This window comes from Nonomuraea sp. NPDC049624 (assembly GCF_040675255.1).
Taxonomy (GTDB): domain Bacteria; phylum Actinomycetota; class Actinomycetes; order Streptosporangiales; family Streptosporangiaceae; genus Nonomuraea.
The window spans coordinates 657,506-680,998 of record NZ_JBFAOR010000007.1 but is presented as its reverse complement, the minus strand read 5'-3'; the positions used below and the strand labels follow the sequence as shown (position 1 = coordinate 680,998).

Below are 23,493 nucleotides of genomic sequence, written 5' to 3'. Positions count from 1 at the left end.
CCCAGCGCGTCCGCATGCACCTTGCCGTGCTCGGCCGAGATCAACGCGGCCAGCTCGTCCCGATGGGCGTACATCAGCTCACGGAACCGGAACAGCACCCGGCCGCGCTTGATCAGCGAGGCGTCGCGCCACGCCGGGAAGGCCGCCACCGCCGCGGCGACCGCGGCGTCCACGTCGGCCGCCGACGCCAGCGCCACGTGACCGCTGACCTCACCCGTGGCCGGGTCGAAGATCTCCGCCGTGCGGTCGCCGCCGTCCGTCAGGGCGCCGTTGATCCAGTGCTTGACCGACTTCACCGTTCTCCCTCTCCCAGTGCCAGTTCCACCGCGTCCACGAGCGCGCCCTCGGCGCAGGGACGCGAGACCACGTCCGCGGCCGACAGGACGTCGGGATGGCCGTCGCCGACCGCGATGCCCAGGCCGGCGGCCTGGATCATGTCGATGTCGTTGGGGTTGTCGCCGATGGCGGCGACCTGCTCCAGCGGCACCCCCCGGGCCTGCGCCAGCTCGCGCAGGGCGCTGCCCTTGGTCGCGCCCTCCGGCAGCACCTCCAGGTACGTCGCCTCCGACCGGACGGTGACCGTGCCCGCGATGTCCAGGTCCGGCAGCCGGTCGCCGATCAGCATGCACTTGGTGATCCCGTCGGGGGGCAGCGCCGCCCAGTCGCCGGGGTCGCGCAGCGTGATGCCGTCGCGCCGGGCGTAGTCCCGCAGCTCCGGGACGTCGTCCACGGCCAGCGCCGCCCCGCCGGAGAACGCCACCGGGTACACGCCCGCGGGCAGTTCGCCGAACAGGCCGAGCAGCGTCTTCCAGGCGGTGGCGGGCAGGTGGCGGGAGCGCAGCACCTCGCCGGTCGCCAGGTTCACGGTGCGGGCGCCGTTGTAGAGGATGGCCGGGCCGTCCAGGCCCAGCTCGTCGTAGTAAGGGCGGGCCGAGCGTTCCATGCGGCCGGTCGCGATGACGACCTCGCCGCCCGCGGCCCGGTAGCGGCGCAGCGCGTCCCGGGCGGCGGGCACCATGGCCAGGTCGCGCCCGACGAGCGTGCCGTCGAGGTCGGTCACGATCCAGCGGATCACGTCGCGCTCCCCGCCCCGGCGACGCCGACGGCCCCGGCGCCCCCGTCGGCCCCGGCGGCCCCGTCGGCCACGTCGGCCAGCACCGAGGAGGCCAGGTCGAACCCGCCGACGCAGGCCAGGTAGCCGCCCGGCTCGAAGATGCTGCCCGACAGCGGGAGGTAGACGCCGCCGGCCTGCCTGACCAGCAGGGACCCGGCCGCGACGTCCCAGGCGTTGACGCGGGTGCCGTACGCGACGTCGGACCAGCCGGCGGCGACATGGGCGAGCTTGAGCGCGGCGCTGCCCGGACGGCGGATCGTCGCGAACGACTGGGTCATCCTGGAGAAGCGGCGCAGCGCGCCCTCCTCGTCCTCGGCCAGGTCGCGCGGCGTGGGATAGCTGGACAGCAGCACCGCCTCGCGGTCGGTGCGGGCGCCCGCGCTGCGCAGCGGCTCGCCGTTGCAGACGGCCCCGCCGAGCCAGGCGGTGAACTCGTCGTCGCGCACCGGGTCGTAGATCACCCCGGCCACCACCTCGCCGTCCACGGCCGCGGCGATCGAGGTGCAGAAGAACGGCAGGCCGACGGCGAAGTTGGCGGTGCCGTCGATGGGGTCGACGTACCAGCTGATGGCGCCCTGTCCCCTGGTGCCGCCCTCCTCGCCGACCACCACGCTGTCGGGGCAGAGCCGGTCGAGCACCTCGCGGATGCCCTCCTCGGCCGCCTTGTCGTGCTCGGTCACCGGGTCGTGGAAGTCGCGCTTGGTCTGGATCTCGGGACGTGAGCGGAAGGCGCCGCGCAGCCGGTCGCCGACCGCCCTGGCCGCCTCGGCCGCGATGGCGGCCAGTTCGCGAGAGGTGTTCACGTCCATGTCTCCTCCAGGAGGGTCAGCAGGGCGCGGGGGTCCTCGACCGTGGCCTGAGGGCTCTGCCGCACCCGGTACGGGATCTTGTCGGTGCTCGCGGAGACCATCAGGACGGTCGCCCCCGCCCCGGCCCGGGCGCCGCAGATCACGTCCCGGTCGTAGTTGTCGCCGACGTACCAGGCGTCGGCCGGGTCCACGCCGAGGGCGCGGCAGGCGAGCAGGATCATCTCGGGGTTCGGCTTGCGCACGCCGACCTCGTCGCTGTAGACCTGCGCCGCGAACAGGTGCTCCAGCCCGGTCCCGGCCAGGTAGTCGCGGTGCACGGCCCCGCACAGCGCGTTGCTGACGACGGCGGGGACGACGCCGTTGCGCAGGCAGGCGTTCAGCAGCTCGGCCATGCCGGTGCGCAGCTTCCGGTCGCTGCGCAGCTCGCCCATGCGCTTGCACAGGGGCGTCGCCTCGACGGTGACCAGCGTGCGGGCCTGCTCGGGCCAGTCGGTGGCGACGAACTCGGCCCAGAACCGGCGGTGGGTCATCTCCTCGGGCGCGAACTGCCGGGACGTGGAGTCCTTCCAGTACTTGTCGGCCCGCGCCCCGGCCCGGATGTCGCTCTCGACGTCCTCGGCCGTCAGGCCGTCGAACCCGGTCCTGGCCAGCATGGCGTGCACCTCGGCGGCCAGCTCGGCCGCCCAGGACGGGCGTTTGGCCGTCTCGACGATCACGCCGCCGAAGTCCAGGAGCAGCGCCTTGGGGCGGATCACGCGGTCACCTCCGCCCGGTCCCAGGAGGAGATGCGGGCGCCGTCCGCGCCGAACAGGTGGAGCTGCTCGGTCCAGCAGGGCAGCACGTCGCCGGGCGCGGCCCGCACCGGCGTGTACGACAGGGCGAACAGCTCGGTGTCCAGGACGCGCAGCCGTACCGTCCAGGAGGAGCCGGCCGGCAGCACGGCCTCGACCAGCGCCTCCTCGCTCCAGGCGGCGGCGGGCGGCGTGCCGAGCCGCAGCGCCTCTGGCCGGATGCCGACGGCGGAGGGGGTGACCCCCGAGCCGCGCGCCTCGACGAACCGCAGCAGGGATCCGGCCAGCCCGCCGGGCGCCGGACCGGCGTCCACGATGGCCATCGGCGGGCTGCCGACGAACTCGGCGACGAACCGGTTGGCGGGCCGCTCGTACATCTCCATGGGCGCGGCGAGCTGCTGCAGCTCGCCCTCGTTCATGACGGCGACGTCGGTGGCCATGGTGAGGGCTTCGAGCTGGTCGTGGGTGACGAAGACGATCGTCGCGCCGGACTCCTCGTGGATGCGCTTGAGCTCGGCCCGCATCTCCAGCCGCAGCCGGGCGTCCAGGTTGGACAGCGGCTCGTCCAGCAGCAGCACGGACGGGTTGACCGCGAGCATCCTGGCCAGCGCGACCCGCTGCTGCTGGCCGCCGGACAGCTGGGACGGGTAGCGGTCCATGGCGGCGTCGACGTGCACCATCTTCAGCGCGGCCTCGGCCCGCGAGCGCCGCTCGGGGGCGGGCACCTTGCGCATGCGCAGCCCGAACTCCACGTTGTCGCGCACGGACAGGTGCGGCCACAGCGCGTAGTTCTGGAACACCAGCCCCATCGCCCGCTTCTCGGGCGGGACGTAGACCCCCTGCTCGACGGAGTCCAGGACGCGGTCGCCGACGGCGATGCTGCCCGCGGTGGGCTGTTCGAGGCCGGCGATCATGCGCAACGTGGTGGTCTTGCCGCAGCCGGAGGGGCCGAGCAGGCACATGAAGGCGCCGTCGGGGACCACGAGGTCGAGGTTCTTCACCGCGTAGTCGCCGCCGCCGTAGCTCTTGGAGACTGCGCTCAGGGTGATGTTCGGCATCTATCCTCCTAGGCCGGACGCCAGGCTGCTCTTGGTCAGCCGCTGGGTCAGGGAAGTCATGGTGAAGGAGAGCAAAGCGATCATGAGGACGACGCCGTTGGCGAGCTGCGTGTATCCGTAGTCGACCAGGCCGATGGAGAGCGTCGTGAGAAGCTGGGTGCCGGTGGTGGTCAGCATCACGACGATGCTGAGCTCCTTCAGCCCCGAGATGAACGGCAACACGATGCCGGTGACCAGGGCGCCCTTCTGGATCGGGAAGATGATCCGCCGCATCCGGTGCCACCAGGACGCCCCGGCGATCTGCGCGGCCTCCTCCGGCTCCCGGCCGAGCTGCATCATCGCCGCGATGCCCGAGCGCGAGCTGTACGGCAGGTGCGTCACCGCCATGACCAGGATCAGCAGGAACGTCGTCCCGTACAGCGCCGGGACGGGCCCGCGGGCGACGGCGAACAGCGACAGCGAGGCGGCGGCGAAGGCGATGCCGGGGATGAGGTACGGCAGGAACGACACCTGGCGCAGGAACCCGGCGATGCGCGGCGCGGTGCCGCGGACGACGACGTACCCGATGAGCAGGCCGGCGACCGCGCAGATCAGCGAGGCCAGGCCGACGATGCGCAGCGAGTTCCAGGCGGCCTGCCACAGCTCGGAGCCGCGCAGGATGCCGTGCGGGAACCCGACCGCGCCGGGCAGCCGGTCGGCGATCCAGTAGTCGAGCGTCAGGGTCGACAGGTCCAGCGGCGTGCGGGTGAGCGTGGACAGCAGCAGCGTGAGCACCGGGATCAGCACGCTGACCACGAAGACCACCGCGCCGAGCGCGAACGCGGGCCAGCGCCAGCCGCGCAGGTCGCCCAGCCGGTCCATCGCGCCCTTGCCGCCGACGGTGACGAACCTGCGCTGCTCGCGCATCAGCCGCATGTCGGTGAAGACGATCAGCACCCCGATGATCACGATGACGGTGGCGAGCACGGAGGCCACGCCGGTGCTGCGGTCCCTGATCGACTGGAACAGGCCGGTGGACAGCACCTGGTAGTCGGCGGGCAGGCCGAGCACGTACGGGGTGCCGAACGTGCCGAGCACCCGCCCGACCACGAGCAGCACGGCCGAGGAGAGCGCGGGCAGCATCAGCGGCACCACGATCCGCCGCACGACGACCCGCCGCGGCGCCCCGAGGATCCGGGCCGAGTCCTCCAGCTGCACGTCGATCCTGCGCAGCGCGTTGCCGACCAGCAGCAGCACGAACGGGTAGTAGTGCAGCCCGAGCGTGACGATGATCGGCAGCGGGCCGTAGGCCAGCCAGTCGGGGGTGCGCACGCCGGCCGACTCCAGGAAGCCCACCTGCCCGCCGGCCCGCTCGTTCTTGAACAGCGTCAGCCAGGCCAGCGAGAACGTCCACGACGGCAGCATGTACGGCACCACCAGCGCCCCGGCCAGCCACTTGCGGCCGGGCACGTTGGTACGCGTCACCAGCCAGGCCATCCCGCCGCCGAGCAGCAGCGCGAACAGCACGGTGCCGACCGCGACGACCAGCGTGTTGACCAGCGGGCCCCAGAACAGCAGGCCGCTGATCTGGGAGCGGAAGACCCGCCACAGGTAGTAGCCGGTCCACTCGCCCGGCTGCTGGCCGGCGTGCAGCTCATCGCCGAACTGAAGGCGGAAGGCGTCCGACAGGACCGCGATCAGCGGGGCGACGACGAGGTAGGCGAGCAGGACGACGAGGATCAGGCCGAGCGCGGCGGTCGGGTCGTGCCGCAGGACCTGCAGGCGGTAGCGGAGTCGGCGCCGTCTCGGCGGGCGAGGCGGCGGCTCCGTCTTGGTCAGAACAGCCATGGTCTTCCTTCGGGGGGTTTTCAGTGGCTTCGTTTGAGCATGGCGTCGGCGAGGGCGTCGGCGGCCTCGCCGAGCCGGCGGCCCACGGCGTCCAGGCGGGAGAGCAGTTCGCGTTCGCGCAGGGTGTCCATGTCCAGCGGGCCGGCGAACAGCTCGGTGAGCCGGGCCTGGTGGAGCTGGCGGACGCGGCTGCGGGACTTGCGGGTGGCGAGCACGGCCACGGTGACCGAGCCGGGATCGCCGGTGATCTTCAGCAGGGCCTGTTCGAGCTGGTCCAGGCCGTCGATGACGGCGCCCAGCGGCTCGGCGGCGAAGGTCAGGTCGGCGGGCCCGAACAGGTCGGCCTCGCGGACGAAGTCGCGTAACTGGTCCAGCACGTCGTCGATCGAGCGGGAGAGCCGGAACAGGTCCTCCCGGTCGATGGGGGTGGCCAGCACCCGTCTCAGCGCCCGGACGAGCTCGGCGCGGGCGGCGTCGCCCTCGTGCTCGACCTCGGCCATGCGGGCGCGGGCGGCGGCCTGGCCGGTCGTGCCCGAGGCGGCAGAGCGGGCCAGCACGGCGCCCTCCCTGGCCACGGCGACCTGGCCGCGGATGAGGTCGATCACCCGCCGTCCGGACCGGCCGCGCAGCTCGTCCCAGGCGCGGGCGAGCCGGCGGGGCCGTCCGCCGCTCACAGCAGCCTCAGGCCGAGCCCGGCCAGGGCGCCCAGGGCCATGGACGACGGCAGCGTGACCAGCCACGCCGTACCCATGTTCAGCACTCCTTGCCATCGCACCCTCCTGCTTCCTTCGCTTGCCACCACGCCGACGACCCCGGCGGTCACGGACTGGGTCATGCTCACCGGGCTGCCCAGGGCCGAGCTGCCGAGGACGGCGCCGGTGGCCGCCGTCTCGGCCGACAGCACGTGCAGCGGCCGGGTGATGACCAGGCCGCGGCCGACCCGCCCGCCCACCCGGGGCAGCGTGGTCAGCGCCCCGGCGAGGAACAGCGCCACCAGCACGGCCATCCACCCGGGCGCGAGCTGGACGGGCCCGACCCGGCCGAGCCCGTTGCGGCCCACGTCCACGGCGACGCTCACCACGGCGATCATCTTCTGGCCGTCGTTGACGGCGTAGGCCAGGCACTGGGCCGCGTACGCCACCAGGTGGGCGGCCAGCACCAGCCCCGGCATCCGGCGCGAGGACGGCACCCGCCGCGACGCGGTGCCCAGCAGGTAGCCGAGCACCAGCCCGACCAGCGGCGCGCACGCCCCGATCGCCAGGACGGTGACCAGGCTCGGCCAGGCCACCGGCAGCCCGGCGCCGAGCCCGGCGCCCGCGATGCCGCCGATCACCGCCAGCGTCAGGCTGGTGGGCAGCCCTTTGCCGGTCAGCGCCGCCACCACCACGACGGCGATCACCACGCCGGCCAGGAACACGGCCGCGCCGCTGCCCGAGTCGAGCCCCGCGAGCCCTTCGGTGAAGGTCCGCGCGACCGCTACGCCCAGCACGTACGGCCCGGCGAACAGGACCGACACCAGCAGCGCGGCGGCCAGCCAGCCGGGCGTGCGCGGGAAGCGCAGGCCGAGGCCGATCAGCGTGGCGCCGTCGTTGGCCCCGCTGATCAGCACGAACAGGACGGCCACCGCGGCGAAGGCCAGCGTCCAGCCCATCAGAGGTAGAGCCGCTGGTCGCGCTTGGCCTCGTCGTAGCGCTCGCGCGCGGCCCTGACCTCGGGCAGGCCGGACACCTGCGCGACCGGCACGTCCCACCAGGCCTGCGCGCCGGGGCCGCCGCCGGGGACGGGCTCGACGTACACGACGGTGGTCCTGGCCGACTCCTTGGCCTTGACCAGGGCGGCCCGCAGTGACTCGGGGCCGTCGGCGCGCAGCACGTCGGCGCCCAGGCTGGCGGCGTTGGCGGCGAGGTCCACCGGCAGGGGCTCGCCGTCCAGCTCGCCGCCGGGCCCGCGGGTGCGGTACGCGGTGCCGAGCCGCCGGGCGCCCACCGACTCGCTGAGGTTGCCGATGGAGGCGAAGCCCCGGTTGTCCACCAGGACGATCACCAGCTTGATCCGCTCCTGCACGGCGGTCGCGATCTCCTGCGCCATCATCAGGTACGACCCGTCGCCGACCAGCACGAACACCTCGCGGTCCGGCGCGGCCAGCTTCACCCCGAGGCCGCCGGCGATCTCGTAGCCCATGCACGAGTAGCCGTACTCGACGTGGTACTGCTCGGGGTCGGCGGGCCGCCAGAGGCGGTGCAGGTCGCCCGGCATCGAGCCGGCCGCGTTGACCACCACGCCGCCTTCCGCGACCTCGTTGACGATGCCGAGCAGGACGGGCTGGGTGAGCTCGGGGCCCGCGTAGGTGTGGCCGATCTCCGACTGCCAGGCGGCGGCCAGGGCGGCGGCCCGGTGGGTCCACTCGGGGTCGGCCCGCCAGTCCACGTCGTCGAGGGCGCGCAGGGCCTCGCGGGCGTCGGCGACGAGCGTGGCGCCCGCGTTCTTGGCCGCGTCGAAGGCGGTGACGTTGACGTTGAGGAAGGCGGCCTGCCCGAACAGCGTCCTGGAGGCGGTGGTGAAGTCGGTGTAGCGGGTGCCGACGCCGATGACCAGGTCGGCCTCGCGGGCCAGGGTGTTGGCCGCGTCGGTGCCGGTGTGGCCGATCGCGCCGGCCGCGCAGGGGTGGTCGTAGGGCAGCGCGCCCTTGCCCGCCTGCGTCTCGCCCACCGGCACGCCGTGGTTCTCGGCGAAGCGGGTCAGCTCCGCCCACGCCCCGCTGTACCTGACCCCGCCGCCGGCCACGATCAGCGGCCTGCGGGAGCCGCGCAGCAGCTCCTTCGCCCTGGCCAGCGCGGCCGGCTCCGGGACCGGGCGGGGAACGTGCCAGACCCGCCTGGCGAACAGCTCCTCGGGCCAGTCGTACGCCTCGGCCTGCACGTCCTGTGGCAGCGCGAGCGTGACCGCGCCCGTCTCGGCGGGGTCGGTGAGCACCCGCATCGCCGCCAGCAGCGCGGCGGGAAGCTGCTCGGGCCGGTTGATCCGGTCGAAGAAGCGCGACACCGGGCGCAGCGAGTCGTTGACCGACACGTCGTAGGACCGGGGGTCCTCCAGCTCCTGCAGCACCGTGCCGGGGGCGCGGGTGGCGAAGACGTCGCCGGGCAGCAGCAGCACCGGCACCCGGTTGATGGTGGCCAGCGCCGCGCCGGTGACCAGGTTGGTGGCGCCGGGCCCGATGGACGTCGTGCAGGCGAAGGTGGACAGCCGCGCGCGGGTGCGGGCGTAGCCGACGGCCGTGTGCACCATGGCCTGCTCGTTGCGGGCCAGATAGTACGGCAGCGCGTCGCCCGTGCCCGCGCCCTGCTCGGCCAGCGCCTGGCCGACGCCCGCGACGTTGCCGTGGCCGAAGATCCCGAGCACGCCGGCGATCAGCCGCTGCTCGACGCCGTCGCGCTCCGACCACTGGGCGGCCAGGAAGCGGGTCAGCGCCTGAGCCGTGGTCAGCCTCATGAGGCACCTCCTTGCACGAGATCGGGCACGCCGCCCTCCAGCAGGCCGAGCGCGGTGTCCACGGCGGCGCCCACGTCCCCGTCGGGCGGGTAGAGCAGCGCCCGGCCGACCACCAGGCCGCGCACGCCGGGCAGGCGCAGCGCCTTGCGCCAGGAGTCGTACATCTCGCCGGCGTCCTGGCCGGAGTCGCCGCCCAGCAGCAGCACGGGCAGGGTGGTGGACTCCACGACGCGTTCCATCTCCGGCACGACCGGGATCTTCAGCCAGGTGCGGGCGGAGGTCGCGCCGAGGCCCTGGCCGACGCTGATGGCGTGGATCACGGCCTCGGGCGACAGGTCGTGCCGCACCACGCCGTCCTGCCGCCTGGACCAGAACGGCTCGACCATCGCCATCAGGCCGTGCCTGGCCAGGTCGGTGACGGCCTGGCCGCAGCTGGCCAGAGTGGCGGCGGTGGCGCTGTCCTCCAGCGCGATCCGGCACAACATCTTGCCGCCGTCCAGGCCCATCGCGGCGATGGTGGGGGCGTCGTAGGCGGTGAAGCGGTCGTCGAACTCGAACACCGAGCCGTGCACGCCGCCGCGGTTCATCGAGCCGATGACGATCTTGTCGTCGAGCGCGCCGAGCAGCAGCAGGTCCTCGACGATGTCGGGGGTGGCCAGCAGGCCGTCCACGCCGGGCCTGGCCAGGGCGGTCATGAGCCGGTCGAGCAGGTCGGCGCGGCTGCGCATGGCCATCGGGTGGCCGGCCACGCCGAGCGCGCCGCGGGCCGGATGGTCGGCCGCGATGATGAGCAGCTGCTCCCTGCCGTTCCTGAGGGGCCTGCGCCGGCGGGCGGCCGCCGCCTCGGCGACGCGCTCCGGCTGCCAGGCGCGCTGGTCGAGCAGCCGGCGGTAGTCCTGCTCACGCATGCGTGACGGCTCCTTCCGAGAGGGTGGCGGACAGGACGGCCTCGACCTCGTCCGCCGTGGGCATCGCGGGTGCGCAGGCCAGGCGCCCGGCGACGATCGCGCCCGCGGCGTTGGCGAAGCGCAGGGTGCGTTCCAGCGGCCAGCCTTCGAGCAGGCCGTGGCAGAGCGCGCCGCCGAAGGCGTCGCCGGCGCCGAGCCCGTTGACCACCTCGACCGGGACGGGCGGCACCCGTACTGTCTCCGTGGCGGTCATGCCGAGCACGCCGTCCGCGCCCTGTTTGACGATGGCCAGCTCGACGCCCGCCGCCAGCAGGCTCTCGCCGGCCGCGCGCGGGTCGCGGGTGCCGGTGGCCACCTCGACCTCGTCGAGGTTGCCGGCCGCGACGGTGACGTGCGCCAGCGCCTCCCGCACCCGCTCGCGGGCGGTGGCCGCGTCGGCCCAGAACATGGGCCGGTAGTCCAGGTCGAGCACGGTGTGCCGGGCGCGCCCGCGGGCCTGCCAGGCGGCCAGGTGGGCGGCGTGGGACGGCTCGGCCGACAGGCCGGTCACGGTGGCCCAGAACAGCCGGGCCCCGGTGACGGCCGCCAGGTCGAGGTCGCCGGGCGCGATCTCCAGGTCGGGCGCGTCCTGGCGGTAGAAGTAGAGCGGGAAGTCGTCCGGCGGCCTGATCTCGCAGAACGTGACCGGCGTCGGCCGGCCGGGCACGGCGCCGACCAGGCGGTCGTCCACGCCGTAGGAGCGCAGCGCGTCGCGGACGAACGCGCCGAACGGGTCGTCGCCGGTCCGCGTGATCACCGCGCTGGAGCGGCCCAGGCGGGCGGCGGCCACGGCCACGTTGGTGGGGCTGCCGCCCAGGTACTTGCCGAACGTCTCCACGTGCCGCAGTGACACGCCGGTCTGGAGCGGGTAGACGTCCACGCCGACCCGGCCCATCGTCAGCACGTCGAGGGCGCTCACGCCAGGCCCCGCAGGAACGCCACGCCCGCCCGCACGTCGTCGGCCGGGCCGGCGCCCGCCGGGGGCTCGGCGTCGAGGACGACGTCCTGCTCCATGACGTACCAGCCGTCGTAGCCGGCGGCGGTCAGGCGGTCGACGATGCCGCGGACGTCCACGTCGCCGCGGCCGAGCCGGCGGTAGATCCCGGCGCGGACGGCGTCGGTGTAGGTCAGCTCACCGGCCCGGACGCGGGCGGCGAGCGCGGCGTCGACGTCCTTCAGGTGCACGTGGGCGATGCGCTCGGGGACGCGGGTGACCAGCTCCAGCGGGTCGCCGCCGCCGATGAGCAGGTGCCCGGTGTCCAGGCAGAGCGGGACGGCGCTGCCGCCGAGCACCCGGTCCACCTCCTGGCCGGTCTCGACCATGGTGCCGACGTGGGGGTGCAGGGTGAGCGCGCGGCCGTCGCCCTTGGCCTCGTGGAAGGCGCGGTCGAGGTTGCCGAGCAGGGTGCGCCAGCCGGTGTCGTCCAGCTCGGGACGGGCGTCGTAGCCGTCGGCGCCGGTGGCGGCGGCCAGCACGACGACCACGTCCGGGTCGAAGGCGTTCCAGGTGGCGCGGAGGGCGGGCAGCGGGTCGTGGGCGGGGTCGTGCAGGACCGCGGGGACGAATCCGCCCACGGCGCGCAGCCCGTACCGGCCGAGCAGGTCGCGGTCGGCGGGCAGGAAGCCCTCGGGGCCCAGCTCGGTGGCGGTCAGGCCGAGCTCGGCCATCTCGGCGAGCACGCGGTCGGCGGTGAGCTGGTGTCCCCATCCGGGCACCTCGCACACGCCCCAGGAGATGGGTGCGGCGGCGATCCTCACTTGGCCACCTCCAGCACGCGCACCGGACGGCCCTCGCGGCGCGCCAGGTCGGCGGCCTCGGCCAGGTAGAGCGCGGCCAGGGCGTCGCGGACGGTGCAGGGGCTCTCGCTCTCGCCCCTGGCCATCGACAGGAACGCGCCCATCTCGGCGACGTAGGCGTCCTCGAACCTGGTCTGGAAGTCCGGCCACGGCGGCCCGCCGGGGCTCAGGCCCTCGGCCGAGCGCAGCGGGGTGCGGTCGCCGAGCCCGACGGCGCGGGTGCCGAGCGTGCCGGCCAGCTCCATGCGCACGTCGTAACCGGCGCCGTTGTAGCGGGAGCCCTGCAGGGTGACCAGCGTGCCGTCGTCCATGACGATCAGGGCGGCGCTGTTGTCGACGTCCTCGGCGGCGGCGAAGTACGGATCGCCGCGGTTGGCGCCGACCGCCTGCACGACGTCCGCCTCGCGGCCGGTGACCCAGCGCAGGATGTCGAAGTCGTGGATGTGGCAGTCGCGGAAGATGCCGCCGGACTGGGCGACGTACTCGGCGGGCGGCGGCGCCGGGTCGCCGGTCAGCATGTGCACGCGGTGCAGCTCGCCGAGCTCGCCCGCCAGCAGCGCCTCGCGGGCGGCCCGGTAGCCGGCGTCGAAGCGGCGCTGGAAGCCGATGTGCACGCCGATCCCGGCCCGTTCGACGGCCTCGGCCACCCGCAGCGTCTCCTTGACGGTCGGCGCGGCCGGTTTCTCGCAGAACGCCGGCACTCCCCGCTCGCACGCCCTCAGCAGGCCCTCGGCGTGGGCGGAGGTCGGCGTCGCGAGCACCACCGCGTCCGCGTCGAAGGGATCGCCGGTACGGGCGCCGAGCCGCCGGGCCACCTCCTCCGCCCTCGCCGTGTCCACGTCGGACACGACGAGCTCGTCAACCAAGGCGGACAGGGTTGTGGCATGGAACATGCCTATACGTCCAAGGCCCAGCAGACCCACACGCATGATCGCTCCTCATCCAGGGGGGCCTCCAGTTCTAGATGAACAGGAGATGAACAGTCAAGACTTTGTCCTGACATAAGGATGAACTGTCGTAGCTGGGAGGCTAGGTCCTGGCTCAGCTTGCACGTAAGAATGTCTTGACAAATTATTCACGTGACGTTCATCGTGAGCACACAATGGCGCCGGTCGGGGCTGGCGCGGCGCCTTGCGAACCCGAGAGGCAAGAGGAGTGACGCCATCATGAGGCGTACCGGGAAGATCATCTCCATGGCGTTGCTGGCGTCCGCCGCCGTGGCGTGCGCGCCCTCCACCGCAGGCGGAGGACCGTCGGCGGCGGCGACGGCCAAGGCGCTGCCCGGCCCGTCGCTCGATGCGAACTTCGACCTGGAGGCGCTGGTCGCCGCGGCGAAGAAGGAAGGCAGCGTCCTGGTCTACGACTCCAGCGGCGACATCGAGGAAGTGGCCAAGGCGTTCACCGCGAAGTACGGCATCGCCATGGAGGGGGTGAAGTCCGACACCCCGCAGACGGCCGAGAAGATGACCAGGGAGCACGCCGCCGACAACGTCACCATCGACGCGGCCATGTACGAGGACGGCGGCGTCCTGGTCGGCCAGCTCGCGCCGCAGGGCGTCACCCAGACGTGGATCCCCGGCGACCTGAAGGACCAGATCCCCGCCGAGAACCAGAACCCCCTGCTCGCGCTCTCCAAGGCGACGGTCTTCGGCTACAACACCAAGCTGTCCCCCGACGGCTGCCCGGTGAAGAACGTCTGGGACCTGACCGACCCGGAGTGGTCCGGCAAGCTGGTGATGCAGGACCCGCTGGGCAAGCCGACCGTGCTGTCGTTCTTCACCCAGCTCGACGCGTACGGCAACCAGGCGCTCGAACAGGCCTACCAGGCCAAGTACGGCAAGCCGCTGAAGACCGAGGAGAAGAGCGCCGCGCAGGAGTGGATCAAGCGCCTGTCGCTCAACAAGCCGGTGCTGACCGGCTCCGACGAGGACATCTCCGCCGCCGTGGGCGCGCCGGCCGCCACGGACAAGAAGATCGGCTTCATGTCGATCTCGAAGTTCCGCAACAACGAGGACAAGGGCTACCACCAGGCCGCCTGCGAGGGGATGACCCCCTTCACCGGCTTCAGCTACCCCAAGTACGCGGCGATCGCCACCAAGAGCAAGCACCCCAACGCGGCCAAGCTGTTCGTGCACTTCATCATGACCGAGGAGGGCGTCAAGCACGAGATCGGCGAGGGCGGCGTCTCGGGCAACAGCACGGTCAAGCCGATGGTCACCCCGCCCGGCCTGTCGGACTGGCAGGGCCAGCTCTTCCACACCGACCCCAAGGGCCTGCTCGGCGACCTGCAGAACCGCCAGGCCATGTCGGACTTCTGGCGCGTCAACCGCAGCTAGCGCGGGCCGTCGCACAGCCCGGCCGGGAGGATCCCCGGCCGGGCGCGTCGGCATGTCTTGGCAGCCGTGCAACACCTAATGTCCTGACATAAGGACGACCTATTGATTTCTTGTAAACTGGTCGTTACGTTTTGGGGCAACATCAACACCCCGAACGAGGAGGCGCAATGCGTCCCCTGTCCAGGCTCTCCCTGGCAGCCCTGATGTTGACCGTGTTGGGCGGGATCGCCGCACCCGCGTCCGGCGCCGGCGTGGCGACCGTGTACCCCGACGTCGAGACCCCTTCCCTCTACGACGACGAGGCCGGCGGCGACGCCAACGGCGACGACCCCGCGATCTGGGTCGACCCGTCCGACTCCGAGGACAGCGTGGTGATCGCCACCGCCAAGAAGGGCGGCCTGTACGTCTACGACCTCGACGGGCAGCAGCTCCAGCACCTGCCGGCGCCCGCCGCCCCCGGGCCGGACGACGAGGCGGGCCGTTTCAACAACGTCGACGTCACCTACGGCTTCGGCGGCAGGGACCTGGCGATCGTCTCCGACCGCGGCCGGGACACGCTGCGCATCTACGCCATCTCGGACGGCCACCTCACCGACGTGACCGACCCGGCCGCGCCGTTCGTGTTCAACACGACGCAGCAGCAGGTCAACGACGCCGAGACGGCCTACGGCCTGGCCGCCTGGAAGGACTCCACCGGCACGTACGCGCTGGTCAGCCGCCGGCACAAGACCTCGGTCGGCCTGGTCAAGCTGCTCGCCAAGCCGGGCGGCAAGATCGGCTACCAGCTCGTGCGGACGCTGAGCCTGCCCAACTCCTTCACCCTGCCGAACGGCCAGACCTGGTCCCCCTGCCTTGAGCCGGACGAGCAGGCGCAGGTCGAGGGCATGGTCGTGGACCAGGAGCGGGACGTGCTCTACGCCGCCCAGGAGGACGTCGGCATCTGGCGGATGCGCGCCGACCTCACCGGCACGCCCGTCCTGGTGGACAAGGTCCGCGAGTACGGCGTCCCGGGAACCTACGACCCCGCGACCGAGGAGTGCACCCCCGGCGCCGACCCCGGCTACGGCGGCAAGCACCTCACCGCGGACGCCGAGGGCCTGACCATCTACTACCGCGAGGACGGCAAGGGCTACCTGCTGGCCTCCAGCCAGGGCGACAACACCTTCGCCGTCTACCGCAGGGAGGGCTCCAACTCCTACCTCGGCCAGTTCCGGATCGGCGAGGCGAACGGCATCGACGGCTCGGAGGTGAGCGACGGCTCGACCGTGCTCAACGTGCCGCTGGGCGAGTTCGACGAGGGCATGTTCATCGCCCACGACGGCGTGAACACGCCGGCCACGGCGGACCGTGAGAACACCAACTTCAAGTTCGCCGACTGGGGCGACATCGCCGACGAGCTGGACCTGGACGTGGACACCGACGGCTGGGACCCGCGCGACTGATCATCGCCGCCCAGCGGTCCCGCGAACCGGGGCGCCGTCCAGCCGGACGGCGCCCCTTCGCCGTTCCAGAGGCACGCCCTTCGCTGAGGCACGCCCTTCGCCGAGGCGCGCCGTTCGTTTGGGCGCGCCCTTCGCTTGGGCGCGCCCTTCGCCGTTTCGGGCGTTATTCCGCTGATTTGGGCATGCCTTCGCGGAGCGGGGAGAATGGGGTGCGCGTGCGGAGGAGGAGCGTGACCGAGAGCCAGTCGCTTGACCACCTCGCCCGCCGCCTGGAAGAGGTGGTCGGCGAGCTGCGCGGCATCCCCGTCGACGTCGAGCGGCTGGAGGACCCCGAGCTCGTCCGCCGGCAGATCCTGCGGGCCACCCGGTCGTCGGCCGAGCTGCGGGCCATGCACCCGGTGGGCTCGCGCGAGCAGGGCCGCGAGGAGCAGCGCAGCCGGCGTACCGTGCTGGACGCCCTGCGCGAGGGCCTGTCGATGCGCACGATCGTCCATTCCAGCGTGCTGGACGACCCGCGCAAGGCCGCCCGCATCAAGGAGCTGCACGCCGCCGGCGACCTGCACCGGGTCATCGACGAGCCCATCCAGCAGCTGCTGATCTTCGACCGCTCCGTGGCGTTCGTCCGGATCACCCCGATCGCCTACACGCCGGGCGCGTTGATGATCAGGCAGCAGGGGCTGATCGCCACCCTCATCGACCTGTTCGAGCTGTCGTGGGCGCGGGCCAGGGAGGTCACCGAACCGGCCCACCGGCTCTCGCCCCGGGAGCGGGAGGTGCTGGCGCTGATCGCCGAGGGCCGGTCCAACAGCGCCGTGGCCCGCGCCCTGTCGATCACGGAGGCGGCCGTCGGCAAGCACGTGGCCTCCGTGTTCGCCAAGCTCGACCTGCCCGCGACCGACGACGCCAACCGGCGGGTGCTGGCGGTGCTGGCCTACCTGCGCGGCGTGGCGAGGTAGGGCCAGGGCTACCTCGTCCTCGCCCAAGCACCCGTGCGGGCGGGCCGCGGCGGGCGCTTCGATGGACGTCATGCAGAGAATGACTGGATTGCTGGTCGGCGCGGTGTTCGGCGCGGTGTTCGTCGTCGTCAACGCGGGCGGCCCGCTCGACGGCGTGACCGCCGGCGTTCTGCGGGCCGTCGCGTGCCTGGCGGCGGCGGCCGTGCTCGCGATGTGGTTCGGCGCCGCCCGCGCCGAGCGCACCGCCCGCGCCGAGCCCGCCGAACCCGCCCGACGCCTGGAGTCCGCCGAACCTGCCCGACGCCTGGAGTCCGCCGGCCCTCGCGCAGGGGCGGGCCGGCGGAGGCCCGGCGGGCGTGGCATGTTCGGGGGCGGCTACGTGGCCGTGGTGGTGGCCGAGGTGGTCCTGCTGTTCGGCGGGCTGCGGGTGCTGGCCGCGCTCGGGCGTCCCGAGGAGGGGAACGTGGCGTGGGTGGCGTTCGTGGTGGGCGTGCACTTCGTCGCGCTCGCACCCGTGTGGAGGGACTGGAGCATCGCCGTGCCGGGCGCGGCGCTCACGCTGCTCGGGGCCGGCGGGCTCGTCCTGGCCGCCACGCCCGCCGTGGCGTGGGTGCCGGTCGTCAGCGGGGTGCTGTCCGGCGTGGTGCTGCTGGCCGGCAGCCTCACCCTCGGCCTGCGCGGTACGGCGCGGGCGACGGCCTGACCGTCCGCAGGCGCGCCTTCACCCCCGGCACAGACCCTCTGATACTCTCTGTGCTGAATTGATTACTTTCTGTCGCTAGGGGAGCTAGTGTGAAGGTCGCCTGCGTCGGCGGTGGGCCCGCCAACCTGTACTTCTCGATCCTGATGAAGCGGGTCGACCCGTCCCACGAGGTCGCCGTCTACGAGCGCAACCCGGCCGGGACCACCTACGGCTGGGGCGTGACCTACTGGGACGACCTGCTCAACAACATGCGCGCCGCCGACCCGGAGTCGGCGGACGTCATCCGGGAGAACTCGATCCGCTGGGACAGCTGGGTCACCCACATCCAGGACCGCGCGACGGTGACGCTCACCGAGTCGGACGAGGGCTTCGGCATCTGCCGCCACCGCCTGCTCGACATCCTCGCCGACCGGGCCCGTTCGCTGGGCGTGCACGTCGAGCACGGCCGCGAGATCGCCTCGCGCGAGGAACTGGACGCCGACCTGGTCGTGGCCGGCGACGGCATCAACAGCACGCTGCGCGCGCCGCACGCCGACCATTTCGGCACCGAGATCGCGGTCGGCCGCAACCACTACATCTGGCTCGGCACCACGAAGGTCTTCGACGCCTTCACCTTCGCCTTCTCCGAGACCCCGCACGGCTGGATCTGGTGCTACTGCTACGTCTACAGCGGCGACCACAGCACGTGCGTCGTCGAGTGCTCCCCCGAGACCTGGAAGGGGCTCGGCCTCGACCAGGCCAGCGCGGCCGACGGCCTGGCGCTGCTGGAGAAGATCTTCGCCGACGTCCTGGACGGCCACCCGCTCATCGGACGGGCGCACACCGACGGCAGCGCGTACTGGCTGAACTTCCGCACGCTGACCAACCGCACGTGGTACCGCGACGACCTCGTGCTGCTCGGCGACGCCGCGCACACCACCCACTACTCCATCGGCGCGGGCACCGCCCTGGCCTTCGGGGACGCCGCCTTCCTGGTCAACGCGCTGAACCAGGAGCCGGAGCTCCCGGCCGCCCTCGCCCGCTACGACCGCGAACGCCGCAAGGCGATCCTGCCGCACCAGAAGTCGGCCCGCCTCAGCGCCCAGTGGTACGAGAACCTGACGCGCTACATCGACCTCTCGCCGATGGAGTTCATCGCGCTGCTCGGGCAGCGGCACTCCCGGGTGCTGCCGCACATGCCGCCCCGCGTGTACGCCCGGGTCGACCGCGTCCTCAGCTGGTTCGGCGGGTTCGGCGGCTCCGGCAAGGACTGACCGGGAGGCGCGCCCGCTCAGGCCTCGATCAGGGGAAGTCCTTCGGGTTCACGGGGCTGGTGCGGGCGTTGCCGCCCCTGACCGGGTTCAGGGTCAGGGTCCAGATGGTGTACTGCGTCGAGGTCGTGCGGAAGCGCAGCCGGTCGTTGAACTTCTGGTACGTCGCGCCCCTGGTGAAGCGGCCCTTCGACACGCTGAACCGGTAGCCGGTGGTGAAGAAGATGCGGTACGTGCCGTCCCGGACGTCCCGGATGCGGGCGGTGGACCGCGCGCGGACGTAGACGCTGACCGCCTTGGTGCGGCCCTTGACGATGGTGACGACGCCGTCCTTCGACGTGCCGTTCTTGATCTTGAGTACGCCCCGGCCGCCGCTGAGACGGTCGTAGACGATCCGGCCGTTGGCCGGGCGGGAGGCGGCCTCCTGGACGACCGAGGAGGTCTGGACGGCGGCGGCCCGCAGGCCCGTCGTGGCGGCGCCGGCCGGGGCGGAGGTCAGCAGCGTGCCGGTCAGCGCGACGGCCGCGACGACCCCCGCGCGTAACGAGGTCGCTTCGAGGAGTCTCTTCACCATGGTCTTCTCCTTGGGGGCATGGTCAGACTGATCGCGTACCCGTGTATATCAGGACAGACCGCTTCTACGCTCGTAGACTTTAAGCCGTCCGTTCGGCTCCGAGAGGCGGCACGATGAACTACGTCCCCGTTCCCTACGACCCTGAGCTGGCGGAAGGTCTCGCGGCGTTCCTGGCGGCGGTCGAGGGCGTTCCGCTGCGCGCGGACACCATCCAGCGCAACCGCGAGATCTTCGCCGGGCTCATCCCGCCCATGGAGGCGATCGTCGCCGGCCGTCCCGTCGAGTGGTGGGACGTGGACGTGCCCGGCCCCGAGGGCGCCCCCGACGTCACCCTCACGGTCGTCCGTCCCAAGGGCGGGCCCGCGCCCGGCGCGGCGGCCGTGTACGAGATCCACGGCGGCGGGATGATCCTGGGCACCCGCTTCTTCGGCATCGAGGGCCTCATCCAGGCGGCCCTGGAGCACGGCATGGTCGGGGTGACGGTCGAGTACCGGCTCGCCCCGGAGAACCCGGCCCCGGCGGCGGCCGAGGACTGCTACGCGGGCTTCGTCTGGACCGCCGGACACGCCGAGGAGCTGGGGTTCGACCCGGGGCGGCTGCTCGTGTCCGGTTTCAGCGCGGGCGGGGGGCTCACGGCGTCCGTCGGCATCATGGCCCGCGACCGGAACGGCCCGGCCGCCGCCGGGCTCTACATCGGCGCACCCATGATCGACGACCGGAACTCGACCGTGTCGAGCCTCCAGTACGACGGCATCGGCGCCTGGGACCGCAACAACAACGACACCGCCTGGACCGCCCTGCTCGGCGACCGGCGGGGCGGCCCGGACGTGCTGCCGCACGAGGTCCCGGCGCGGGCGGCCGACCTGTCCGGGCTGCCGCCGGTCTTCATCGAGGTCGGGGCCGCCGAGGTGTTCCGGGACGAGTCGGTCGAGTTCGCCACGCGCATCTGGGCGACCGGCGGCCAGGCGGAACTGCACGTATGGGCCGGGGGGCACCACGGCTTCGCGAGCACCCCGTCCGCCCGCGTCTCCCGCGCCGCCCAGCAGACCAAACACTCCTGGCTACAACGCACCCTGGGCATCTGACCCCACCCCCTCCCCACAACGAGGTGGGCGCCGGCCCGGAAGCCGCGGGCACCTCCCCCTGCCCCCACCAGGGCAATGTGGGGTCAGGGGGTGAGGGTGCGGTGGAGCCAGGAGAGGCGGGTGGCGAGGGCGGCGTGGGTGATCTCGTGGTCCGGGGCGAAGATGTCGAACCCGTGGAAGGCGCCGTTCCAGATGTGCAGCTCGGCCTGCCCGCCGGCCGCCCAGATCCGCGTGGCGTACGCGACGTCCTCGTCGCGGAACAGCTCGGCCGCCCCCGCCTCGATGAACGCGGGCGGCAGCCCCGACAGGTCGGCCGCCCGCGCCGGGGCCGCGTGACAGGGCACGTCGGCGTCGGGGTCGCCGGCCCGCTCGCCGAGCAGGGCCCGCCAGCCCAGCAGGTTCAGGGCGCGCGGCCAGGTGCCGAGGCCGTCGTACTGGTGGCTGGAGACGGTGGTGTTGCGGTCGTCCAGCATCGGGCACAGCAGGAGCTGGCCGGCCAGGCGCGGGCCGCCGCGGTCGCGGGCCAGCAGGGCGACCCCGGCCGCCAGGCCGCCGCCGGCGCTGCCGCCCATGACCACCACGCGCCCGGGGTCCACGCCGAGCTCGGCGGCGTGCCGCGACATCCAGGTCAGCCCGGCGTAGCAGTCCTCGACCGGCGCCGGGTGGGGATGCTCGGGGGCCAGGCGGTACTCGACGTTGACGGCGACGACGCCCAGCTCCTCGACGAGCGCGACCAGGCGCGGCGTGTCCATGGCCCGGTGGCCGGTGATCATGCCGCCGCCGTGGATGTTGTACAGCCCGGGGACCGGGGCCCGCAGGCGGCGCGGGCGCAGGACCGTGACCTCCAGGTCCGGCGCGCCGGCCGGTCCGGGGACGAGCAGCTCCTCGGCGTCGATCTCGCGGTCGCCGATCACCTCGGCGACCGGCGGCATGGGCATGGCCGCCCCGGCGGCGCGCATCAGGGGGATGGTGTCCAGGGTGGGGGCGGGACCGTCCGGCCGGGGCATGCCGTCCAGGACGGCGGCCAGCGCCGGGTCGAAGGGCACGGGGACGGGAGGCACGGAGGTGGAGGGCCCGAGGGTGGAAGGCGCAGGGTCGGGGGGCACGGGGATGGGGGGCATGGTTCTCCTGGTCACTGCGGTGCGGCGAAGGCGAGTGCCCGTGCCGGGTTCTCGACCATGATCATGTGGATGGCCTCGGGGCTGACGCCGAGGCGGCGCAGGGCGGGCAGGAAGTGCCGCGGGATGTAGTCGTAGCCCTTGCCGCCGTACCGCTTGAGCTGGATCTTCTGGCACACGTCGTGGCCGAGCACGATCTGGCTCGCGTAGCCCCGTTCGACCAGGTCGGCGATGCCGCGCAGGACCTTGTGGTCGCTGCCCAGGACGAGGTGCCCCCACGGGCTGCCCGGCGCGGCCAGGAAGTCGAACTCGACGAAGACGCCGCGGGCCAGCAGCCGCTCGGCGAACTCCGGGCCGGACAGGACGTCCGTGCAGTGGCCCAGGACGACGTTGCCGGGGGCGACGCCCTCCTCCTGGAGGATGTCGAGCACCCGGAACTTCTCCTCGCCGACGCCGCCGACGTGGAAGGTGAGCGGCGCGCCGGTGACGCGGGCGGCCCGCCCGGCGGCCCGTACGCTCTTGAGCTCGCCCCTGGTCAGCGGCACCGACTCCGCGCCGACCTCGCCGATGATGCCCGCGCGCACGCCGGTGCCGTCGGCCCCGAGCACGACGTCGCGCACGATGACGTCGGCCAGCTCGTCCACGGTTCGCTCGTCCATGTCGGCCGGATGGAACGCCGGCGTGTACCAGCCGCCGCCCATGACGATGTGCATCCCGCTGGCCCGGGACAGCCGCAGCAGCGCCTCGGGGTCGCGGCCGAGGCCGATGGGCGAGACCTCGACCATGGTGCGGCCGCCGCTGTGGGCGAAGGCGAGGGTCTCGGCGAGCATCTCGTCGAAGTCGCCCAGCAGGTCGTTGTCGGCGTTCGGCCCGCCGTGGCGGGTGCGGGCGAGGTTGGCCAGGGTGAGCGGCTCGGCTGCCGCCGGCGCGTCCTCGCCGGGCCGGCGGGACCGGGCGGGCCTGCGCAGGTCGATGAAGATGTGCTCGTGCATGGACGTCTGCCCGAGCAGCGCCGGGTCCACCGGGCCGGCGACGGTGAGCGCCTGCCCGGACAGGTCGGGGATGGGGAAGGGGTAGCGGCTCACGAGCCCGCCTCCTCGGTCCGGAACGTGAGCAGCCGCCTCGGGTTGCGCACGGTGACGGTCTCGATCAGCTCGTCGTCGGCTCCGAGCATCCTCAGGTACGGCACGAACTGCCGCAGCACGAACGCGTAACCGCCGCCGCCGTAGGCCAGGAGCTGGGACTTGGCCCGTACGCCCTGCGACAGCAGGAGGCGTCCGGCGTGGCCCCGGCGGGCGAGTTCGAGCACGGCCGCGGCGACGTCCTGGTCGTCGGAGACGCTGAGCGCGGTGGGCAGCCTGCCGAGCTGGTCGAACTGCACGAAGACGCCGCGTCCGAGCAGCGGTTCGAGGTCGTCGGGTCGCGGGGAGAGCGCGTCGCAGTGCCCGACGGCCACCCGCGTGAGGTCCGCGCCCTCCTCGGCGAGCAGGTCGAGGACGCGCTGCTGGACGGCCGGGTCCTCGTTGCGGGCCAGCGAGACGGCGGCGCCGGTGGCCGCCGCCGCGCGGGCCGCGGCGACCAGGAGCGCGCGCTCGGCGGGCACGCCGGGGTCGAGCGCGGCCAGCTCGCCGATGACGCCGGCCCGCACGCCGCCCACGCCCTCGGTGAGGTCGCGCATCAGCTCCTCGGCCAGTTCCTCGGCCGGCGCGGCGACGTCCCGGGCGGAGGTCGGGGCGGCGGTGTCCCGGGCGGCGGTCCGTGCGGGGTGGTGCCGGCCGCAGCCCATGACGACGGTCACGCCGGTCTCCTCGGCGAGCCGGCGCAGCCCGGCCGGGTCGCGGCCGAGCCCGTCGGGTGTCAGGTCCACCACCGTGCCGCCGCCTGCCTGCCGGAAGGCGGCCAGCTCGGCGGCGGCCAGGCCCGCGTCGCCGAGCAGCAGGTCGTCCCGGTTGACGGCGCCCATGCCGACCTCGCCGAGCAGGTCCATCGTCAGCGGCGCGCGGTAGAGCCACAGGGCGCCGGCCGCCGTGGGGCGGGTGCGGCCGGTGCGCGCCCATGACTCGGGCGTGTCGTCGGGCGGGGCGAAGTCGCTCAGCAGGTGCTCGTGCGGCAGGACCGCGCCCAGCGAGGCCGCTGGGACCTCGCCGGTGACGGCCACGACCGTGGCATCGGTGGTGGACACACGAGCAATATAGCC

23 protein-coding genes are annotated in these 23,493 nt (G+C 73.2%); 6 read left to right on the top strand and 17 right to left on the bottom strand.

Features of this window, described 5'->3' with window-relative positions; genetic code table 11:
- The 13 genes from AB0J76_RS31000 to AB0J76_RS30940 form a co-directional block, all read right to left on the bottom strand.
- The coding region (locus AB0J76_RS31000) for an aldehyde dehydrogenase family protein (protein ID WP_364391346.1) at positions 1 to 296 on the bottom strand (296 nt) is incomplete at its 3' end.
- Positions 293 to 1,075: a Cof-type HAD-IIB family hydrolase gene (locus tag AB0J76_RS30995; protein ID WP_364391343.1), complete on the bottom strand. Its 783-nt coding sequence runs from the start codon at positions 1,073 to 1,075 to the stop codon at positions 293 to 295. The genes AB0J76_RS30995 and AB0J76_RS31000, both read right to left, overlap by 4 nt.
- Positions 1,072 to 1,923, bottom strand: a complete 852-nt coding sequence (locus AB0J76_RS30990) for an inositol monophosphatase (protein ID WP_352324738.1) — start codon at positions 1,921 to 1,923, stop codon at positions 1,072 to 1,074. The genes AB0J76_RS30995 and AB0J76_RS30990 overlap by 4 nt, the downstream gene beginning before the upstream one ends.
- Positions 1,914 to 2,678 (bottom strand): HAD-IA family hydrolase, encoded by a 765-nt coding sequence (locus AB0J76_RS30985; RefSeq protein ID WP_352324737.1) that lies wholly within the window; start codon positions 2,676 to 2,678, stop codon positions 1,914 to 1,916. The genes AB0J76_RS30990 and AB0J76_RS30985 overlap by 10 nt, the downstream gene beginning before the upstream one ends.
- On the bottom strand, positions 2,675 to 3,772 hold the full coding sequence (locus AB0J76_RS30980; RefSeq protein WP_352324735.1) for an ABC transporter ATP-binding protein: 1,098 nt from the start codon (positions 3,770 to 3,772) through the stop codon (positions 2,675 to 2,677). The genes AB0J76_RS30985 and AB0J76_RS30980 overlap by 4 nt, the downstream gene beginning before the upstream one ends.
- Positions 3,773 to 5,599, bottom strand: a complete 1,827-nt coding sequence (locus AB0J76_RS30975; RefSeq protein WP_352324733.1) for an iron ABC transporter permease — start codon at positions 5,597 to 5,599, stop codon at positions 3,773 to 3,775.
- Positions 5,600 to 5,619: 20 nt separating this feature from the next.
- Positions 5,620 to 6,273, bottom strand: coding sequence for a DUF47 family protein (locus AB0J76_RS30970; RefSeq protein WP_352324732.1), 654 nt, complete (start codon positions 6,271 to 6,273; stop codon positions 5,620 to 5,622).
- On the bottom strand, positions 6,270 to 7,250 hold the full coding sequence (locus AB0J76_RS30965; RefSeq protein WP_352324731.1) for an inorganic phosphate transporter: 981 nt from the start codon (positions 7,248 to 7,250) through the stop codon (positions 6,270 to 6,272). Before AB0J76_RS30965 ends, AB0J76_RS30970 begins: the two co-directional genes overlap by 4 nt.
- On the bottom strand, positions 7,250 to 9,088 hold the full coding sequence (gene iolD / locus AB0J76_RS30960; RefSeq protein WP_352324730.1) for a 3D-(3,5/4)-trihydroxycyclohexane-1,2-dione acylhydrolase (decyclizing): 1,839 nt from the start codon (positions 9,086 to 9,088) through the stop codon (positions 7,250 to 7,252). The genes AB0J76_RS30965 and iolD overlap by 1 nt, the downstream gene beginning before the upstream one ends.
- Positions 9,085 to 9,996: a deoxyribose-phosphate aldolase gene (locus AB0J76_RS30955; RefSeq protein WP_352324729.1), complete on the bottom strand. Its 912-nt coding sequence runs from the start codon at positions 9,994 to 9,996 to the stop codon at positions 9,085 to 9,087. Before AB0J76_RS30955 ends, iolD begins: the two co-directional genes overlap by 4 nt.
- The gene (gene iolC / locus AB0J76_RS30950; RefSeq protein WP_352324728.1) at positions 9,989 to 10,954 is read right to left on the bottom strand and encodes a 5-dehydro-2-deoxygluconokinase; all 966 of its coding nucleotides are present in this window, start codon (positions 10,952 to 10,954) and stop codon (positions 9,989 to 9,991) included. The genes AB0J76_RS30955 and iolC overlap by 8 nt, the downstream gene beginning before the upstream one ends.
- Complete coding sequence (locus AB0J76_RS30945; protein WP_352324726.1) at positions 10,951 to 11,793, bottom strand: TIM barrel protein; 843 nt, start codon at positions 11,791 to 11,793, stop codon at positions 10,951 to 10,953. Before AB0J76_RS30945 ends, iolC begins: the two co-directional genes overlap by 4 nt.
- Positions 11,790 to 12,761 carry a Gfo/Idh/MocA family oxidoreductase gene (locus tag AB0J76_RS30940; RefSeq protein ID WP_352324725.1) on the bottom strand — a complete coding sequence of 324 codons (972 nt, stop codon included), beginning with the start codon at positions 12,759 to 12,761 and terminating at the stop codon, positions 11,790 to 11,792. The genes AB0J76_RS30945 and AB0J76_RS30940 overlap by 4 nt, the downstream gene beginning before the upstream one ends.
- Positions 12,762 to 12,998: 237 nt before the next feature.
- Here AB0J76_RS30940 and AB0J76_RS30935 point away from each other — a divergent pair, with 237 nt between their 5' ends.
- The 5 genes from AB0J76_RS30935 to AB0J76_RS30915 all read left to right on the top strand — a co-directional run bounded on the left by AB0J76_RS30935 (position 12,999) and on the right by AB0J76_RS30915 (position 18,522).
- Positions 12,999 to 14,168, top strand: a complete 1,170-nt coding sequence (locus AB0J76_RS30935; protein WP_352324724.1) for an ABC transporter substrate-binding protein — start codon at positions 12,999 to 13,001, stop codon at positions 14,166 to 14,168.
- A 203-nt stretch (positions 14,169 to 14,371) separates the two neighbouring features.
- On the top strand, positions 14,372 to 15,610 hold the full coding sequence (locus AB0J76_RS30930; protein ID WP_352324723.1) for a phytase: 1,239 nt from the start codon (positions 14,372 to 14,374) through the stop codon (positions 15,608 to 15,610).
- Positions 15,611 to 15,840: 230 nt separating this feature from the next.
- Positions 15,841 to 16,566 (top strand): helix-turn-helix transcriptional regulator, encoded by a 726-nt coding sequence (locus AB0J76_RS30925; RefSeq protein WP_352324722.1) that lies wholly within the window; start codon positions 15,841 to 15,843, stop codon positions 16,564 to 16,566.
- Between the two features lie 70 nt (positions 16,567 to 16,636).
- The gene (locus AB0J76_RS30920; protein ID WP_352324721.1) at positions 16,637 to 17,269 is read left to right on the top strand and encodes a hypothetical protein; all 633 of its coding nucleotides are present in this window, start codon (positions 16,637 to 16,639) and stop codon (positions 17,267 to 17,269) included.
- A gap of 89 nt (positions 17,270 to 17,358) precedes the next feature.
- On the top strand, positions 17,359 to 18,522 hold the full coding sequence (locus AB0J76_RS30915; RefSeq protein WP_352324720.1) for an FAD-dependent monooxygenase: 1,164 nt from the start codon (positions 17,359 to 17,361) through the stop codon (positions 18,520 to 18,522).
- 28 nt (positions 18,523 to 18,550) lie between these two features.
- On the opposite strand, the gene AB0J76_RS30910 is transcribed toward AB0J76_RS30915, so the two are convergent.
- The gene (locus tag AB0J76_RS30910; protein ID WP_352324719.1) at positions 18,551 to 19,093 is read right to left on the bottom strand and encodes a hypothetical protein; all 543 of its coding nucleotides are present in this window, start codon (positions 19,091 to 19,093) and stop codon (positions 18,551 to 18,553) included.
- A 113-nt stretch (positions 19,094 to 19,206) separates the two neighbouring features.
- Here AB0J76_RS30910 and AB0J76_RS30905 point away from each other — a divergent pair, with 113 nt between their 5' ends.
- Positions 19,207 to 20,178 (top strand): alpha/beta hydrolase, encoded by a 972-nt coding sequence (locus tag AB0J76_RS30905; protein WP_352324718.1) that lies wholly within the window; start codon positions 19,207 to 19,209, stop codon positions 20,176 to 20,178.
- A gap of 83 nt (positions 20,179 to 20,261) precedes the next feature.
- On the opposite strand, the gene AB0J76_RS30900 is transcribed toward AB0J76_RS30905, so the two are convergent.
- From AB0J76_RS30900 to AB0J76_RS30890, 3 genes are read right to left on the bottom strand one after another with little or no spacing between them, the layout of a single operon-like run.
- Complete coding sequence (locus tag AB0J76_RS30900; protein ID WP_352324717.1) at positions 20,262 to 21,299, bottom strand: alpha/beta hydrolase; 1,038 nt, start codon at positions 21,297 to 21,299, stop codon at positions 20,262 to 20,264.
- An 11-nt stretch (positions 21,300 to 21,310) separates the two neighbouring features.
- Positions 21,311 to 22,381, bottom strand: coding sequence for an aryldialkylphosphatase (locus AB0J76_RS30895; protein ID WP_352324716.1), 1,071 nt, complete (start codon positions 22,379 to 22,381; stop codon positions 21,311 to 21,313).
- The gene (locus tag AB0J76_RS30890; RefSeq protein WP_352324715.1) at positions 22,378 to 23,478 is read right to left on the bottom strand and encodes a phosphotriesterase; all 1,101 of its coding nucleotides are present in this window, start codon (positions 23,476 to 23,478) and stop codon (positions 22,378 to 22,380) included. Before AB0J76_RS30890 ends, AB0J76_RS30895 begins: the two co-directional genes overlap by 4 nt.
- Positions 23,479 to 23,493: the final 15 nt, after the last annotated feature.